The sequence below is a fragment of the Paenibacillus sp. 2TAB19 genome (assembly GCF_052115185.1).
Classification (GTDB): domain Bacteria; phylum Bacillota; class Bacilli; order Paenibacillales; family Paenibacillaceae; genus Pristimantibacillus.
In genome coordinates, this window is record NZ_JBFRGE010000034.1 from 1 (window position 1) to 15,485 (window position 15,485).

22 protein-coding genes are annotated in these 15,485 nt (G+C 46.7%); 14 read left to right on the top strand and 8 right to left on the bottom strand.

What is annotated here, in order from left to right; genetic code table 11:
• Window positions 1-273: 273 nt before the first annotated feature.
• Together rph and rdgB are read left to right on the top strand one after the other, a co-directional pair.
• Window positions 274-1,014, top strand: a complete 741-nt coding sequence (gene rph, locus AB4Z33_RS16510; RefSeq protein ID WP_442050950.1) for a ribonuclease PH — start codon at window positions 274-276, stop codon at window positions 1,012-1,014.
• Between the two features lie 6 nt (window positions 1,015-1,020).
• On the top strand, window positions 1,021-1,680 hold the full coding sequence (rdgB, locus tag AB4Z33_RS16515; protein WP_442050951.1) for an RdgB/HAM1 family non-canonical purine NTP pyrophosphatase: 660 nt from the start codon (window positions 1,021-1,023) through the stop codon (window positions 1,678-1,680).
• A gap of 293 nt (window positions 1,681-1,973) precedes the next feature.
• Here the strand turns inward: rdgB and asnB are convergent, their stop codons facing one another.
• Window positions 1,974-3,818 (bottom strand): asparagine synthase (glutamine-hydrolyzing), encoded by a 1,845-nt coding sequence (asnB, locus tag AB4Z33_RS16520; protein WP_442050952.1) that lies wholly within the window; start codon window positions 3,816-3,818, stop codon window positions 1,974-1,976.
• Between the two features lie 112 nt (window positions 3,819-3,930).
• Between asnB and AB4Z33_RS16525 the strand changes: the two genes are divergently transcribed.
• Entirely contained in the window at window positions 3,931-4,302 is a 372-nt protein-coding gene (locus AB4Z33_RS16525) for a hypothetical protein (protein WP_442050953.1), read from the top strand.
• A gap of 88 nt (window positions 4,303-4,390) precedes the next feature.
• Here the strand turns inward: AB4Z33_RS16525 and AB4Z33_RS16530 are convergent, their stop codons facing one another.
• A complete protein-coding gene (locus tag AB4Z33_RS16530) occupies window positions 4,391-5,914 on the bottom strand; it encodes a methyl-accepting chemotaxis protein (RefSeq protein WP_442050954.1) in 1,524 nt (507 codons plus the stop codon).
• A 134-nt stretch (window positions 5,915-6,048) separates the two neighbouring features.
• Between AB4Z33_RS16530 and AB4Z33_RS16535 the strand changes: the two genes are divergently transcribed.
• Together AB4Z33_RS16535 and AB4Z33_RS16540 are read left to right on the top strand one after the other, a co-directional pair.
• Window positions 6,049-6,657 carry an AAA family ATPase gene (locus tag AB4Z33_RS16535; RefSeq protein WP_442050955.1) on the top strand — a complete coding sequence of 203 codons (609 nt, stop codon included), beginning with the start codon at window positions 6,049-6,051 and terminating at the stop codon, window positions 6,655-6,657.
• Between the two features lie 522 nt (window positions 6,658-7,179).
• Window positions 7,180-7,353 carry an aspartyl-phosphate phosphatase Spo0E family protein gene (locus tag AB4Z33_RS16540; protein ID WP_337099568.1) on the top strand — a complete coding sequence of 58 codons (174 nt, stop codon included), beginning with the start codon at window positions 7,180-7,182 and terminating at the stop codon, window positions 7,351-7,353.
• A gap of 151 nt (window positions 7,354-7,504) precedes the next feature.
• On the opposite strand, the gene AB4Z33_RS16545 is transcribed toward AB4Z33_RS16540, so the two are convergent.
• The 4 genes from AB4Z33_RS16545 to AB4Z33_RS16560 all read right to left on the bottom strand — a co-directional run bounded on the left by AB4Z33_RS16545 (window position 7,505) and on the right by AB4Z33_RS16560 (window position 10,071).
• Window positions 7,505-8,617 (bottom strand): tyrosine-type recombinase/integrase, encoded by a 1,113-nt coding sequence (locus tag AB4Z33_RS16545; RefSeq protein WP_442050956.1) that lies wholly within the window; start codon window positions 8,615-8,617, stop codon window positions 7,505-7,507.
• A gap of 17 nt (window positions 8,618-8,634) precedes the next feature.
• Window positions 8,635-8,982 carry a hypothetical protein gene (locus tag AB4Z33_RS16550; protein ID WP_442050957.1) on the bottom strand — a complete coding sequence of 116 codons (348 nt, stop codon included), beginning with the start codon at window positions 8,980-8,982 and terminating at the stop codon, window positions 8,635-8,637.
• Window positions 8,969-9,595, bottom strand: a complete 627-nt coding sequence (locus tag AB4Z33_RS16555) for an ImmA/IrrE family metallo-endopeptidase (RefSeq protein WP_442050958.1) — start codon at window positions 9,593-9,595, stop codon at window positions 8,969-8,971. The genes AB4Z33_RS16550 and AB4Z33_RS16555 overlap by 14 nt, the downstream gene beginning before the upstream one ends.
• Before the next feature lie 68 nt (window positions 9,596-9,663).
• Entirely contained in the window at window positions 9,664-10,071 is a 408-nt protein-coding gene (locus AB4Z33_RS16560) for a helix-turn-helix domain-containing protein (protein ID WP_442050959.1), read from the bottom strand.
• A 93-nt stretch (window positions 10,072-10,164) separates the two neighbouring features.
• On the opposite strand from AB4Z33_RS16560, the gene AB4Z33_RS16565 reads away from it, so the two are divergent.
• From AB4Z33_RS16565 to AB4Z33_RS16585, 5 genes are all read left to right on the top strand, one after another.
• On the top strand, window positions 10,165-10,413 hold the full coding sequence (locus AB4Z33_RS16565; RefSeq protein WP_442050960.1) for a helix-turn-helix transcriptional regulator: 249 nt from the start codon (window positions 10,165-10,167) through the stop codon (window positions 10,411-10,413).
• 73 nt (window positions 10,414-10,486) lie between these two features.
• Window positions 10,487-10,819 (top strand): DUF771 domain-containing protein, encoded by a 333-nt coding sequence (locus tag AB4Z33_RS16570; protein WP_442050961.1) that lies wholly within the window; start codon window positions 10,487-10,489, stop codon window positions 10,817-10,819.
• 11 nt (window positions 10,820-10,830) lie between these two features.
• Window positions 10,831-11,181 carry a hypothetical protein gene (locus AB4Z33_RS16575; protein ID WP_442050962.1) on the top strand — a complete coding sequence of 117 codons (351 nt, stop codon included), beginning with the start codon at window positions 10,831-10,833 and terminating at the stop codon, window positions 11,179-11,181.
• A 133-nt stretch (window positions 11,182-11,314) separates the two neighbouring features.
• Window positions 11,315-11,569 (top strand): helix-turn-helix domain-containing protein, encoded by a 255-nt coding sequence (locus AB4Z33_RS16580; RefSeq protein ID WP_442050963.1) that lies wholly within the window; start codon window positions 11,315-11,317, stop codon window positions 11,567-11,569.
• A 14-nt stretch (window positions 11,570-11,583) separates the two neighbouring features.
• Window positions 11,584-11,838, top strand: coding sequence for a hypothetical protein (locus AB4Z33_RS16585; protein ID WP_442050964.1), 255 nt, complete (start codon window positions 11,584-11,586; stop codon window positions 11,836-11,838).
• Window positions 11,839-11,915: 77 nt separating this feature from the next.
• Here the strand turns inward: AB4Z33_RS16585 and AB4Z33_RS16590 are convergent, their stop codons facing one another.
• On the bottom strand, window positions 11,916-12,248 hold the full coding sequence (locus tag AB4Z33_RS16590; RefSeq protein ID WP_442050965.1) for a hypothetical protein: 333 nt from the start codon (window positions 12,246-12,248) through the stop codon (window positions 11,916-11,918).
• Between the two features lie 13 nt (window positions 12,249-12,261).
• Complete coding sequence (locus AB4Z33_RS16595) at window positions 12,262-12,387, bottom strand: hypothetical protein (protein WP_442050966.1); 126 nt, start codon at window positions 12,385-12,387, stop codon at window positions 12,262-12,264.
• Between the two features lie 61 nt (window positions 12,388-12,448).
• Between AB4Z33_RS16595 and AB4Z33_RS16600 the strand changes: the two genes are divergently transcribed.
• From AB4Z33_RS16600 to AB4Z33_RS16615, 4 genes are read left to right on the top strand one after another with little or no spacing between them, the layout of a single operon-like run.
• Entirely contained in the window at window positions 12,449-13,339 is an 891-nt protein-coding gene (locus AB4Z33_RS16600) for a hypothetical protein (RefSeq protein WP_442050967.1), read from the top strand.
• Window positions 13,302-14,123 carry an ATP-binding protein gene (locus tag AB4Z33_RS16605; protein WP_442050968.1) on the top strand — a complete coding sequence of 274 codons (822 nt, stop codon included), beginning with the start codon at window positions 13,302-13,304 and terminating at the stop codon, window positions 14,121-14,123. Before AB4Z33_RS16600 ends, AB4Z33_RS16605 begins: the two co-directional genes overlap by 38 nt.
• Window positions 14,124-14,135: 12 nt before the next feature.
• Window positions 14,136-14,405 carry a helix-turn-helix domain-containing protein gene (locus tag AB4Z33_RS16610; protein WP_442050969.1) on the top strand — a complete coding sequence of 90 codons (270 nt, stop codon included), beginning with the start codon at window positions 14,136-14,138 and terminating at the stop codon, window positions 14,403-14,405.
• Between the two features lie 40 nt (window positions 14,406-14,445).
• Window positions 14,446-14,721, top strand: a complete 276-nt coding sequence (locus AB4Z33_RS16615; protein ID WP_442050970.1) for a hypothetical protein — start codon at window positions 14,446-14,448, stop codon at window positions 14,719-14,721.
• Window positions 14,722-15,485 lie beyond the last annotated feature (764 nt).

Consider the following 15,485-nt stretch of genomic DNA (forward strand, 5'->3'; position numbering starts at 1 on the left):
TGGTGGGGCTGACCCCCTACCTGCAAAAACGTCAGAACATTCAGACATAACAGTTACCCATCGTCTCGATGGATATTCCTACCTTCTTACACAAACTTCTTGACGCTACCCTCAGCAACCTTTTTTGATCCATTTGACTGCACAAAATCCAATCAAACTCTTATAAAAATGTAAGAGGTGCTTTTCACCATTCACTTTGGTAAAATAGGAAGGATTGCACGAAGAGGCATTCCATGAGTTGAAATATGAGAGCGGTTCAGGAGGAAGACACGAATGAGATTGGACGGACGTCAGACTAACCAGCTTCGGCCGGTAACGATAACGACAGGCATTAACAAACATGCAGAAGGCTCGGTGCTCATCGAGGTCGGCGACACGAAAGTGATTTGTACGGCGAGCGTAGAGGAACGCGTTCCTCCATTCATGAAAGGGCAAGGAAAAGGCTGGATTACGGCCGAATACGCGATGCTTCCGCGCGCAACGCATTCCCGCAACATTCGCGAAGCGGCAAAGGGCAAGTTGACCGGCAGAACGATGGAGATACAGCGTCTGATTGGGCGTGCGCTGCGTTCGGTTGTTGATTTGAAGGCGCTCGGCGAGCGCACGATAACACTCGACTGCGACGTTATTCAAGCGGATGGCGGTACAAGAACAACCTCGATTACCGGCGCGTTCGTTGCGCTTGCGATTGCAGTTAATAAGCTGGCTGAGAATAACGCCAAGTTCGATAAATATCCGATTACTGATTTTCTTGCATCCGTCAGCGTTGGCGTTATCCAGGAGCGAGCGCTGCTTGATCTGAACTACGAAGAGGATTCCAAAGCGAAGGTCGACATGAACGTCGTTATGACCGGCAGCGGCAAGTTCGTAGAGGTGCAAGGCACTGGCGAAGAAGCTCCGTTCACGCGCGAAGAGCTTAACCAGCTGCTGGCGCTGGGCGAAGAGGGTATTAGCGAGCTGATCGTGAAGCAGAAGGAAGTGCTGGGACCGATCGCAGCGCGTATCGGAGGCTGAGTACATATGGCTAATTCTTTTTTGGCGGCAAGCAACATTGTCGTCGTTGCTACGAAGAACGCAGGCAAAGTGAAGGAGTTCGCTCACGCGCTGAGCAAGCTGGATAAGGAAACGACAAGCTTGCTCGATTATGCCGATTTTCCTGATATCGTCGAGGACGGCGACACGTTCGCGGCCAATGCGCGAATTAAGGCGAAGACGGCAGGAGATACGCTCGGCGTGCCAGTGCTAGCCGACGATTCGGGGCTGCGCGTCCATGCGCTTGGCGGCGAACCGGGTGTTTATTCGGCGCGATATGCCGGCGAAGGAGCGACGGATGCGGACAACAATGAGAAGCTGCTTCGCGAGCTGTCACGGCTCGAGAGCGAAGGCGTCATCCAGGTCAACGAAACGCTTGCCGATGGCTCCAAGCTGCTGAGCGGTGCTCAGTTCGTCTGCGCGCTCGCGCTGTATGATCCGGCAACGGGGCAGTTTCTGGAGACGGAAGGGACGGTTGACGGCTGGATTACGGACAAGGCGCATGGCAACGGCGGCTTCGGTTATGATCCGCTGTTCTGGCTGACAAGCCTTGGCCGCGGGATGGCCGAGCTGTCGACGGAGGAGAAGCAGCAAATCAGCCATCGCGGCGATGCATTGAGGAAGCTCATTGCCTTGCTAGAGGAATAGCGAACGAACATATGAATGAACTAACCCCGCTTGCGCAATGCTTCGTAAACGAAGTGACGCGCGAGCGGGGTTTTTTAAATTGTAGTGCGGTCTGTACTGACCTTTAATGCTGGTTTATTCTCTTACCTCTCACCAATACGGACTCAGCGGACGCTGGCTGTGTCAAACAGCGCTAATAAGTATGGGGAAGGATCCAATAGAGTCTCTTCGGTCCGCAACCGCGCGTAATGATCGTAATACAGCCTATTAGCGTCGCTTGTGTCCATATTCGATAGGAACTGAGAGGGCGTGGCTTAGCCGATCACGACTTTATAATGCTTCAGCCACAGATTAACTTGATACAGATAGGCGAATAATTGAGGTCCGGACATGAGCTGGCCGAACCAAGGAATATTGGATCTCGCAGCATCGGATTCCGCAAGTTCTCTCACCTTCTTCACGTTGATAAGCGGGAGCAGCGGAGAGGAAGGATCATTCAACACATCAAGCAGCAGGCCTTTGACCGCGGCCAGATAGTTCGGGTTATGCGTCTTTGGATATGGGCTCTTCTTGCGCGTAATGACGTCATCCGGCAGTACGCCCTTCAGCGCTTTGCGCAGAATTCCTTTCTCCCGGTCGCCCGAAGTCTTGATTTCCCACGGAATGTTCCACACATATTCAACAAGCCGATGATCGCAGAAAGGGACGCGCACTTCCAGTCCTGCTGCCATGCTCATCCGGTCCTTGCGGTCGAGCAGCGTCGGCATGAAGCGGGTAATGTTCAAGTAGGACATCCTCCGCATCTTCTGCTTCTGCTCATCTTCGCCATCCAAATGCGGAACCTCCGCAATGGCTTGCGCGTAACGATCGCCGATGTAATCCAGCGGCTTTATCCACGCCGCTACATCGGGCGCGAGCAGATCCGCTCGCATATTCGAAGCGAGCGACCAAGGGAACGTGTTCGCGCTAAGCGCATCCTCGCGGTGGAACCACGGATAGCCGCCGAATATTTCGTCTGCGGCTTCGCCGGAAATCGCGACGGTAGCGCCTTTCTTAATCTCATGGCAGAAGAGGAGCAACGAAGCGTCGACGTCGGCCATACCGGGCAGGTCGCGTGCGAAGGTGGCGGCTTGCAGCGCGTCTACAAGCTCCGGCGTATCGAATTGAATCGGGTGGTGAATGGTGCCGAGATGGGACGTCATCCGCTCAATCCACGGCGCATCGCTATTCGGCTGGAACGCATGCGCCTGGAAGTGCTTGTCGTTATCGGTATAGTCGACCGAATACGTATGCACATTCCCTTGCCCGTTCGCATCGTAATAGCGGACAGCGAGTGTCGTCAGGGCGCTGGAATCGAGCCCGCCCGACAATAACGTACAGACGGGCACGTCCGAAACGAGCTGTCGTTCAACTGTATCCTTCAGCAGCTCGCTTACATGCTCTGCTGTTTCGGCGATATTTTGCAGATGAGGGCTGCTTTCCAGCTTCCAATACGTAATGGTCTTAACGCCGGCGTGGGTAACAGACATACAATGGCCTGGCTTCAGCTCGCTAATTTGTTTATATACGCCATGACCTGGTGTCCGCGCGGGGCCTAAAATGAAGATTTCGGCCAATCCCTCCGCGCCGACCTCTGGCTTCACTGCCGGATGGGCTAGAATAGCTTTCTGCTCCGATCCGAAAATAAACAAGCCGTCCTGCGTACTATAAAACAGCGGCTTCACGCCAAGTCTATCTCTTGCCAGAAACAGCTCCTGCTCGGCTGTATCCCATATGGCAAAAGCGAAAATACCGTTAAACCTTTCCAAGCATGACTTGCCCCATTCCATATAAGCGACGAGCAGCACCTCTGTATCGCAATTCGTCGTAAATGTTCGGCCTCTGCTCTCCAATTCCTTGCGCAGCTCCAGCGCGTTATATAACTCGCCGTTATAGACGACGACGTATTTGTCATCGCCGGTATGGCGAATCATGGGCTGAGCGCCGTTCTCGGGATCGATGACGGACAGACGCCGATGTCCCAAAGCGCAATGCGCCGAGATCCATGTGCCCGATGCGTCAGGTCCGCGGGGCGCTAGCGTGTCGGTCATCTTCTCCAGGCTAATGCTTTCCTTGGTCAGGTCACGGGTCCAATCGATCCAGCCGGTAATTCCACACATCCGTCTCATTCCTCTCTATTGCTGGACTCCAGTAGCGATAATAACAGTTATATGCTGAAAATAGGCATAAAATGTCTGTCCATAGGGGGAAGCTAGAGGAGGCTGATACAGCTTGTGCAAAGTAAGCATGAAGGAAGCGAGGCTGGGTAGGATGTGGAATGAGGAAAGCAATGAAGAAGAGCGAACGACATATTATGTGTCCGTTCAAGCGGGCCAAATATTAGCCGATCCGGAAGCGGCGGCCTACGAACTTGTCATACAAGCGAACGATGAGGAGATTGGAAAGCTTCACGAGCTGTTCAAGGAGCTTGCCGCAGCGGACAACGGAGGAGTAAGGACTATGGCTGCCAATCCTTATCAAGCGGATAGCGACGAGCAGAACAATTCGGATTATGATTATTGGCTGAAGCAGGTGTATAAGCAATTGTATGATTGCGGAACGGATACAACGAAGAATCATATTGAATCGATGCATTTATGGTAATGAGAAGAAGGGCTTACCTCGCTATCTGTCACGGTCAGTGACAGATAGGATGAGGTAAGCCCTTTGTTTCGCCTAATGAAGTCTGATGCTATTGCCCAATCTTGCTTATAAGCTGATCGATTCGTTCGGATAAGAGCAGCAATCTGGCGCAAGTGTCCGCAAGATGATCCGTCAACTCGACCTGCTTCTCCGTCAAGCGGCCGATGACCTTCGTTTCCTCCAGGGAGTCGACCGAGAATTGCGCCATCTCGTCCATCGTAAGGGAGACAAGACGTGTGCCGGCGGCAACTTGAGCCGAGGAAGCAGCCGCTTGAAGGACTTGCTCTTCGACGATATGAATCTGATTCACAATATGCTTGAATGAGGAGTTGGTCTGGCCAATGCTGTCTATCATAGTCCGCGTTCGTGCAACGCAGGCTTCTGTCCATTCCGCACATTCGCGAACGGAATGCTGAACGCCCTCAAGAACTTCTTTGATCGAATAGGCAGACTCACCAGACAGATTAGACAGTTTACGAATTTCCCCTGCAACGACTGCAAATCCTTTGCCTTGCTCCCCCGCTCTAGCTGCTTCAATAGAAGCATTCAGCGCGAGCAGCTTCGTCTGCTCGGCCATCGCGGATATGATGTCGACGAACGCTCCAATTTGATCCGATTTCCCGCTAAGCGCAATCACGCTGCTGCTCATGGAATCAAGAGCGCGGGTTACATCGTCCATTTGCTCAATCGTATGCTCGATATGCCGGCTGCCCTCATCCGCGGTATGGCGGGATAGTTTAGCGTTATGCGCCACGCTTTGGAACGCGCCGTTCATGCCGTTCATCTCGTCCGACATTTGATTCATATCGTTCATACTGCGACGGGAGTCTGCTGTCTGGGACGCCAGCCCGCTTGTCAGCTGATTGACAGCCGCGGCGATGCCGTTGATCGATTCCGCCGTATGGCCGCTTTTGTCGACAAGTCCTGCTGTCACTTCCCTCAGCTGTTCGGAGGTCTCCGTTAACTGCCCAACAATCGTCTCGAAGAGCTGTTTGCTTTCTTGGTTCTGTTCGTCAACGCCCTTCATAACCATCAACTTATTCGCAATTTGAAGAATCGTGGCCAAGGAGGTAAGCAACAGGAAAACAGCATGAATCGCAACCATGCCGATTGTATAATCTTTCGTTCCGAATACGTAGGTTGGAAATAAATAAAGCCCGGCGACGTGCTGTACGGCGAATAATACAGTCATCACAACAATAAGGCTTATTCGCTCATAATAAGCGACTATGGCAATGACCATGAATATAGAAAAATGGAACTCTACCGCTCCGCCTGCCCCTGCAATGACAGAGAAGCTGGACAACGTTAACGATAGTGCATTAAGGAGTGGAATTTGAACATGATTCCGATCGCGGCGATAAAGCAGGATAGCGATGATCCACGCCGCAAAGGGGAGAAAGGCTAGAAGATTCATAACCCAATCGTTCGTTTCCGGCATTGAAGGTTCATGGCCGTTCATATGATGACCGGCTATCGCGACTTGGAAGGAGCGTGTAAGCAGATGGATGATAGCGGCGAGAGAGGCTGCGGAAAGGCTCATTTGCAATATCAGTTTATTTTTTTGGTTCATGGTGTTGAATCACCTCGGTTGTTAGTAATAGGTTAATCATACCATCCTTATGCGCGAAACGAGCAAGGACTATTCTATGAAAACCTATGAAAAGATGATATAATGCATCAAAAAAGTAGTGGAGGCACATTTTTTTGCAAAAATTAATCTTCTTTGTAGGCGTAGCAGGCACAGGCAAAACAACGGTAGCAAGGAAGCTATCATCTCGAATTCCGGCAGCATTCCTGGATCGCGACACGATTGGCGGAAGATTCGTGGAGGCAATCCTCGAAATGAACGGTTTGGATAAGAATGATCGGGATTCCGATTACTATAAACGCAATTTGCGTGACCTTGAGTACGACACGGCTAAGGATGTATGCATCGAGAACCTTGCCGCAGGCCAAAATGTGTTCATGATTTCTCCTTTTACAGCTGAGCTCAGAAATGAACAATGGATCGAGGACGTCCTTCAAGCGGCCGGCCGCACCAAACAATCCGTTGACGTGAAAGTCGTCGTCGTTACTTTGTCTGACATCGCGATGCAAAAAAATCGGATTATCGGCAGACAGACCGTACGCGACCAGTGGAAGCTCGACAACTGGGGCGACTTCGAGAAAAGAGTCGACTTCGTGCCGCAGATTAATTGGAATATTCCGGCCTCATCCATCCTCGTCTTCGACAATAGCGGCGAGCTGACCGAGGAGAAGTCGGAGCTGCTCTTCCAGTTCGTGACAGAAAGTCAGGCATCACTTTCGGTATAGCATAGCAGCAAATTCAGAGAGACCATGTCCTTAACTAGGATAATGGTCTTTATTTGTGACTGAGAATATGCTGCAAATGTCCCGATCTAACACTTTTCAAAAACTTTATCCGATAAGCCGTCTAATTTATCACTTTTCAAATAACTTCCATGGAATTTTTCTAACAACTCTCATTTAGTATGGTGAATATAGAAGTTCGCCATTTCAGTCGGCTTAACCGATAAAGGAGGTCAGGGTCATTCCTAAGAAAAGATCGATGATTGTAGAGGTAATCACATCCAGGCAAACGACAGCTGCGGACCGACAAGAGAAACGACATATTCGAATACTAATCGGCAAAGAGCTTGAATCCTGTGACCGATGCGAACATCGATTCAATTCTTTAAAGGGAGACCAGGTGCCGGCGCCGTGCAGAGAGTGCCCGACAAGTCTTCGCATGCAGCAATTGGTATCGAAGCTTGAGACGGCAAACGTATAACCTATTCATAACCAATTCATAATGAGGTAGGAGGTAGTGTTCATATGTACATGCAAAGAACGGATGCCAAAGCCCGAATCGAAAGCCTTCGCAAACGGATGGTCGAACTCTATATGCAGTCAGGATCGTTGACATCATCGCAAGTGGTTAAGGCAAGCCAAGAGCTGGATGAGGCGCTTAACTACTACAGCAATAGCGCAGGGACATGGCAGATTTAGCAGCATATAAAAAAAGCCCCACCGCTTACAGCGGTTAGGCTTCGATTGCGTACATATAATGGCGTCCCAGAAGGACGCATATATATTAATAAAAACTCTTATCAATAAAGGGTTTTTATTATTTTGTGTGTAAAAAATGTGTAAAATGGAATTAGTTAAGTATATTACTGAATACTTCGATCGTTGTTTTCTCGTCCTTAGTGCGCAGTTCCTTGATGATATGAGCGTAGTTTGCCATTGTTGTCTCAATGTCACCATGCCCTAGCCTCTCAGAGATATAATAAATAGATACCCCTTTGTAGAGCAAGACGCTGGCATGAGTATGCCTCATGCCATGTATGCTAACCGGTTCGATATTGAGGTTAGTGAGCATTATTTCAAGAGACTTGTTCACTGCATTGTTGCTAATGACTTTGTACTTTGAAGAAGCGCTGTAGAACACTAGTCCATGGAAGTTATCAGGAAGACGTTTAAACCATTCTTTGAAGATCCTCATCGTATCCTCATCTATCTTAATGGTCCGTACAGACTGAGGGTTCTTGGTTGGACCGAAACCTGTGTGCATCTTATTCGTGTAGCCCCAGGTCTTTGTTATCATCAACTCGTTAGTTTTGAAGTTGAAGTCTTTTTTCGTTAATCCGACTAGCTCACCGAATCGTGCGCCTGAAGTAAGTGCCAATAGGATTAGGTAATGAGAGATGGTAGAGAGGTGAGTAACCAATTCCTTTGCTAGTCGTTTACTTTCAAAAAAGCTGAGATGCTTTTCCTCAGAAGTTTTTGAAGGCAGCGCCCCCGAAAGCTTTACCCCACGAGTGAAGTCAACAATAATTAACCCCTCATCTATAGCCTCTCGGACACAAGCGCGAACATGTGTATTGAACTTTCTTGCCGTCTCCTTGGTTCTTGTAGCTCCGTAGGCGTTCAGAATGGCCTGGTATTGGCGTTTGGTTATCTCTTGAATAGGAGAACTGGGGAAATGCTCTTGAATCGTTTTTAGGGTGTTCTCATAGCGAGCAAGCGTGTTGCTGCCTATGTCGGGCTTGTACAGCTTAAGCCAATTCTCGAAATACTCGTCAAAAAGAACCTCTTTTGCTTTTAGTTGTGGATTTTCGCCTTTTCGTAACTTCCCCTCAATCTCAGCAGCTGCAACCTGAGCTTCTTTTTTTGTAAGAAATCCACCTTTACGTATAGGATCAGACTTACCTTTTATCATGCGACTAATTGTGTATTGCCACGTCTTCCCGCGTTTTGTATAGCTTGCCATTGATTTACACCTCCGAGTTAAAAAATGAATGTCTTCCGCAGGTCGTACTGCATAACATCTTCAATGTCGCTTATCCTCAGCATGAGTCGATGAATTTCAGAGAAGTTAAACAGGGCCGGATCGGCCTGACTAACATGAGGTAACGAAATACCTAACGTATCGTGATGGCGTATATATGATGAGTCCGGAACAATTGCAGCAATACGATCGTCAAGATCATCTATCATTGTCCGCTCGAACGGTGCTCGGATATTGATGTAAAGTGTCTTATTCCAATCAAAAGAATGACAGTCAATAATCATCCAAACAGGCATTAAATAGTCGTCTTCGCCTGATTCCTCATAAACGACTTTAACCTTCAGCATGGATGCTGCCTCGCTTTCTGTTGATTTGTCGGTATAGCTGGTCGAGTATCTTTAATGTCGCATCGGAATAACCGTAGACGGCCGGCTGTTCCGTCGTCCTCGCGCTCATATTGCGCCTTCGTCGCTCAGATTGAATGCGGCGGTCTATTTGATCAATTCGACGCTGAACGGCGCTATGAGGCAATTTGAAAGATTCAGATAGTGACTTAATGACCATAGTTGGATCTTGATCGTGTAATAATTCTTCAACCATATAGAAGGGCATAGAAGCGTATAGCTGAAATAAGGATGCCTGGGCCTCCTGCAAATCAACGAAAGCTGCCGGTAGCCTGTTCTGGTTCCCAACGTGCATAGCTACATGCGCGAGCTCGTGGAAAAAATCCAAACGCTGCACTGGTTCGGGATCATCATCCCGGATAAATAACATCGCAAATCCTTCATCAAATAAAACTTTTGTTTTCCCCTTGGCGTAAACAACACGCGTGTTAAAAATTGATGCAATATCGTTTAATTTGAGGTCGGACACGTTCATGATGCCGTTATCTCTGTAAATCGCTGAAATTCGATTTTCTAAGTCGCTAAGTTTATACAAGGATAAGTTTAAATTCTGCAAGGTATCCTCCTAAAATAAGAATGTATGTTCGCATTATAGGTTAAAAATAATAGCCCACTGAGAGGCCATTACTTTTTTTCTTGTTTTTTTTCACGATCACGCTTCTGTTTTTCTTTTTGAAGACGAAACATTTCGAGCTGGTTCCTTAAATGTTCTGCTTCCTCTTCGTCAATTTCCTCAGGAGGTCCGCCAAGATATGCGATATAAATCTCGTGTTCATCTGAGTGATTACCATTTAGTAACTCATAATTTCTAATATCTGTACGACCTTCTAGGTAATCAATTGAAACATTGAATGTGTCTGCAATCTTATTAATTGTTTCTCTTGGTGGTTCCTTTGTTCCGTTTTCGTATGAGGTATACGTGGGACGAGCGACACCGACTAAATTTCCGACATATTCCTGTGTCCATTTTGGATCAGTGTTTTTCTTTCGTTCGCGCTCTGCTTTCAATCGTTTACCAAATATCGTTGTCATATAGAACACCAACTTTTAATTAATAAGACAATTATAATGTTTCTCTTAGAAACTTTAAAGGGATGTTCCTTAAAGTGGTATTAACATATTGACATGTTTCTTAAAGTAACATATAATTCAATTAACAAGTTACTTAAAGGAACATTTGGGGGTGAAAGTATGCGAGTTTGGCTTAAAGATTTTCGAAAGAAGGCTGATCTCACTCACACTGGGGTTGCTGAGAAAGCTGAAATATCAAGAAGTTATTACACTAATATTGAAAATGGTGTTAAAACTCCAACAGTGGAAGTTGCAAAATCAATTGCCTCAGCTCTTAATTTCAGCTGGAAACGTTTTTTTTGAATCGAAATGTTACTTAAAGGAACAATAAAGAGTTTTTTTATACGAATAACCGAAATGAAAGGAGTAACAACGTATGGAACAACAACAAATTAGCGTTCAACTAACAATTCCCATTCCATCTGATTCGGTTCTGATAAGCAAGATCGAGTTGGAAGGCTTGAAGAAGGATCAACTCGCAGGTGTTTACTGGACTATGAGTGATCTAGTAAAGCGGACAAGCAGATCTGTTGAATGGATCAAAGAGAACATCCTATACCCTTCACGTTTCCGTTCTCTGCTCGATGTGCAACATGGTGGATTCGTTTACTACCCCGAGAGTCGGGGGCAACAATGGTGCTTTCACGCCCCACAGATGGCAGCGTTTCTAGACAAGCGCTTCAATCAGATATTCAACCAAATAGCATAGGAGTGATTCTCATGGCAAAACAAGCAACTCAAGCAAATCAAGCAAATCAAGCAACTCAAGCCATTCCTTCCCACTTATTAAAAGATCGGTACTGGTCGCCACTGCTTTACCTGTTTACAGAGAATCCGAAGCTGCGCCAGCACGCTAATCATATCGACCTCGAGGAAATGTCTGTTAATTCTTTTGCACTTCTAACGGCATCGGGTCCATGGTCGCCATCCGAGAAATTTATGCTTTATCTAGCGTTACACCTTTTTAACGAGGAGTTTGCGGCGGACAAGCTTCACCTCTCTGATATGGATCGGCTGGATTTAAAAAACAAAAATCTTGCGCTTAAGGCTTTACAACTACGATTCGCTTAAAAAAAGCCCGACATCTGGGTTGATGCTGGGCGAGGTAAGGGGAATGTTGGTTGCATCAGGAATGGTATGACTCTATATTACGCCAGCTTCTTCAATGTGTCTGTTCCAAGATGGAACGGAAGGAGGGTTGGAAATGGGTGGATTTGGCTCGGTGCTTAAATCGTGCCGGGAACGTGCCGGACTTAGTCAGGAGAGGTTGGCGGAGCTTCTGAACCGCTCCAGAAGTTGCATTAGCAAGTTCGAGAAGGAACACAAAGTACTCAATATGTACGAGTTCCGGAAATGGATTGAATGCACAAACGCTAACGATGTTGCTTCGGCATTTATACAGGGCTTTGACCCCGTAACAATAATGCAAACTGTTTTGCAAGTTGCAGGCGTTGCATAGAGGAGGGATTTTAGATGTGTAGGGATCAATTAAGGGTGGATGCTTTAGCAGCCGGACGAGCTGCACGGCATAACCTAGCACTTATTCGGCGGGAGCCGGAGCGGATCGAGGAGACCCATCGTAAAGATGCGGAAAACTATCTACAAATGATGATTAGTTTTGAAGCTTATGAAATGAAAAATGCCCGCCTGGCAGGGCGGACATCGTTGAGAACCCGTCTAAAGAATCTCGTTATTCGCATTATATCACACGAGAGGAAAATGGCCTAACAAGTTTTATTATGCCAGCAGTGGAGGAAGGATGATTAAAATCATGAAACAAGAAAAAGCAAATGAGATTGCTTCGGTTACAAACGCCTTATCTTTACACTGTCGGTCGGATTGCCAGGTACTTTTGGATAAGCAAGAAAATCTGCAGCAATTCCCTGTTGAAGAGCCATCTTATAAAGATGAGCCTCAGCTTCATGTAACTTTTGAAGATGCTCAGGAAAAATCTCGAGCTCGTGTTCAAAGTTTATTACATTCCAAAGAGCGCCTATAACATAGCTTTCTGCTCTTGCTTTGGCTTTGTCCTTGTCATCCGAGATGATCCAGATATGAGCCTTTGCGCCGGCAATGTCTTCACATTGTTTATTGAATTGCGAAGGAACAACATTCAACACAAATAAGAATGGTTTCACACTTTTCACCTCCTCATGATTGATAGTTTACCAGAATGAGGAAGAAATAAATAGCGATAGAGGCTTTGCCTTTATCGTCGGCTATCTGATCATGCGCTCTGCGGATCAGGTCGCCGACGATGCGGGGTAACTGCATCATGGGTTCTTTGAAAACTTCATCAGACGCTTGAAAATCACTCCAGAGGAGGTGTTAGTAATCAATGGATGGTTGGATATGCCTGCACCGTAAGATCCGCAAGAATCCCATTTTTAACGATATGGCACTATTGCGGCTGTGGCTCATTTGCTTAACCGAAGCTAGTCATTCTGAGCGCAATCAATTAATAGGAAGACAGTCTGTACGGCTCTTGCCGGGTCAATTTATTACTGGTCGATTTGCCCTTCATGGGATGTACAATAACGGTTTAAAAGGTGACGATGCAAAGAGCGAAAAAACGGTATGGCGTTGGTTGGAATTACTCGAAAAAAGTGAATTTTTGACCATCAATTCAACAACGAAATATTCCGTTATTACCGTGGAAAATTGGGACATTTACCAAGATAACAAGCCCGATAATGACCAACAAGTGACCAGCAAACGACCAACAGATGACCAACAAGTGACCAACAAACGACCAACAGATGACCAACAAGTGACCACAAACAACAATGTAAACAATGATAACAATGAAAACAATGAAGAGAGGAAAAGATCTCGTCAACGCCCTGCGTATGCCGAGGATTCATCTCCCTTCAAGATGGCCCAATATTTTTTGAATAGTATCAAGAGCTGGACCGACAAAATCGAACAGCCGAATTTGCAACAATGGGCTGATGATTGCCGGCTATTGCTTGAAAGGGATAAGAAAGATAAAGAATTGATCCGCAAGGTAATCGACTGGACAAGTAAAAATCAGTTTTGGCGGAAAAACATCCTATGTCCAGCTAAGCTGAGAAAACAGTTCAACCGACTTGTCATCGAAATGGAAAGCGATAGTAATTCGAAACTCGTATACATTCACGGAGGGGATTCAAATGAACGCTTTGAAGGGGCTGGGGGAGGTGCTTCTGGGAATGCCGAACAGGACCTCAACCGTTTTGTACGCAGATAGTCAGTTCGAAGGGACATATTGCTGCTTGGAATGCAGAAGAGAGATGGTTCGAATCGACTTTCCACTTCTTCGTAAGTGGGTTATGCCATCGGCATGCAAATGCGATGCTGATCGTATGGAGCAGGAAGTTCAAGAGGCGGAGCGGAAAGAGCGGCGCGCCAGGCTTGAGAAGAACTATAAACACAGCATCATGAGCGAGCGGCTTAAACGAGTGTCATTCGATTCGTTCCAGCTTCGACGAGGCACGGAAGCCGTCTACTACGAAGCTAAGCGCTTCGCAGAGGAGTTTGAATCAGTCACTTGCGGGCTAATGATCTATGGTGGTGTAGGCAACGGGAAGAGCCATCTAGCAGCGGCTATACATCATGAGGTTGAGAAGAAAGGCTATGTGAGTCTGTTCCTCGATGTTTCGCAATTGTTCAACATTGCAAAAGACACGTTCAAAAACAGCAGCAAAATTACGCTGACGGACATTATCAATGCCGCAGTTGATTGCGACCTTCTTACGCTGGATGAAATCGGTTCAGGCGTTTTGACTGAGACCGAATATAACGACATTCTCTTCCCGATCATCAACGGGCGAGAGGGTAAGAAGACGAATTACACAAGCAACTTGAACCTTAATCAGCTAAGAAACTGGTTTGCAAAGGGCCGTAATAACGAGCCGTTGGATACAGCAGGCAGACTTATCGATCGAATACTCGGCAGTTGTAATATTCATGAGAATATTGCTACATCCAAACGACAAGAAGATGCCATGAAGCGAATGGAAGATACGGCATAGAGGCGGGATAATGTGGAGCAATCTACGAGGCGTCAACAGCAGCTATATATTGCCTGCGAGGATATGGACTTTGTTTGGAGAGAGCAGGACGTTACCGAGGTTGAAAGGCTTTGGGAGGCTGATAGTGGGTTGTTTAGAATAGCCCATGAAATGCGACGCGAACCCGACGAAGTAGCGGTACTTATCATTGATTTATCAAGACAGCAACGTATAAAGCCGCGACGCGGCGGGATATGGGGCGCGGAATATTTTGAGTTTCGGAAGTTTGCCGAAGGTCGGTAAACGGAGGTTACATAGTCTTTGAAGATTGGAGGAGGCATAAATGCTGGATTACGAGAAGAAATTTGCACTTATCCAGAAGGTTATTCAGAACTGTGGAGTAGACATTGAAGTCATTGGCGTCACCGATGATAACCGGTTCGCCGGAATGCACAGCGGTTCGCTTAAAGCATTCGTCGTATCGGCCTACTGCAATGCCTCTTATACTTGGAACAGCTCGGTTGGCAGCATTCAAGAGCGCGGTCATCTTGAACGAATGCCTAACGAGTACCAGTTCGTCGATGATGTGATTGGTGGGCAGATGGAGCTGCTAATATGAGTTGGCATTTAGCTAGTTACGATCAACTCGCAGATATCTCTTGTGATGATATAGCAGCGCCTTTAGAATGGCGATTCGAGGCTGCTGCAGAGCTTAAGAGACGAGCGGGTTTGAGCCATATACCATAATGATAAAGGAGCAATGAACGGTGAACCTTTCACAGCAAGAATTAGATATTATAGCAAGTTGGTATGAGGGGATGAAGGATTCAAATCCCGATTATCTGGACGAACAGGACGTGGAAATGTATGAGCGAATTAGGGGAGAGAACCGCCATACAACATATTGAATATTGAGGTACTTGGTGGTCTGAAGGAGATTATGTGTTTAGGCTGGCAGCGCAACCGATGCCAAGATACTAGCTCCTACTGCCAACGCTGTTTTTAATACAGCTAAACCTAATAACACCTTTATTTCATTGTTATTTTTCATTGGCAACTCCCCCTTAATTTCATTCTTACTGTTAGTCTTTTTGTCAACTATAAACTGAACACAGCTAAGAACAGCGAAGGAAAGTAGAAGAACTATCACTATCGGGATGGAGTTGAACCATCCTGCTACCGCCACAAGCCTAAACACACAATAAAAACTAGTGTATCACAATACTAGCGATGCGGAAATACATGGGAGGGATTCGGTCTATCTCAGCCAGTGGTTAATCAAATATCCATCTTAACGCCCGGATGATTAACCGAGGGAAAAATAACATTAGTTCCATGAAAAATTCGATTATTTGCAAAATGTTTGAAGTAGTTTCTATTTTT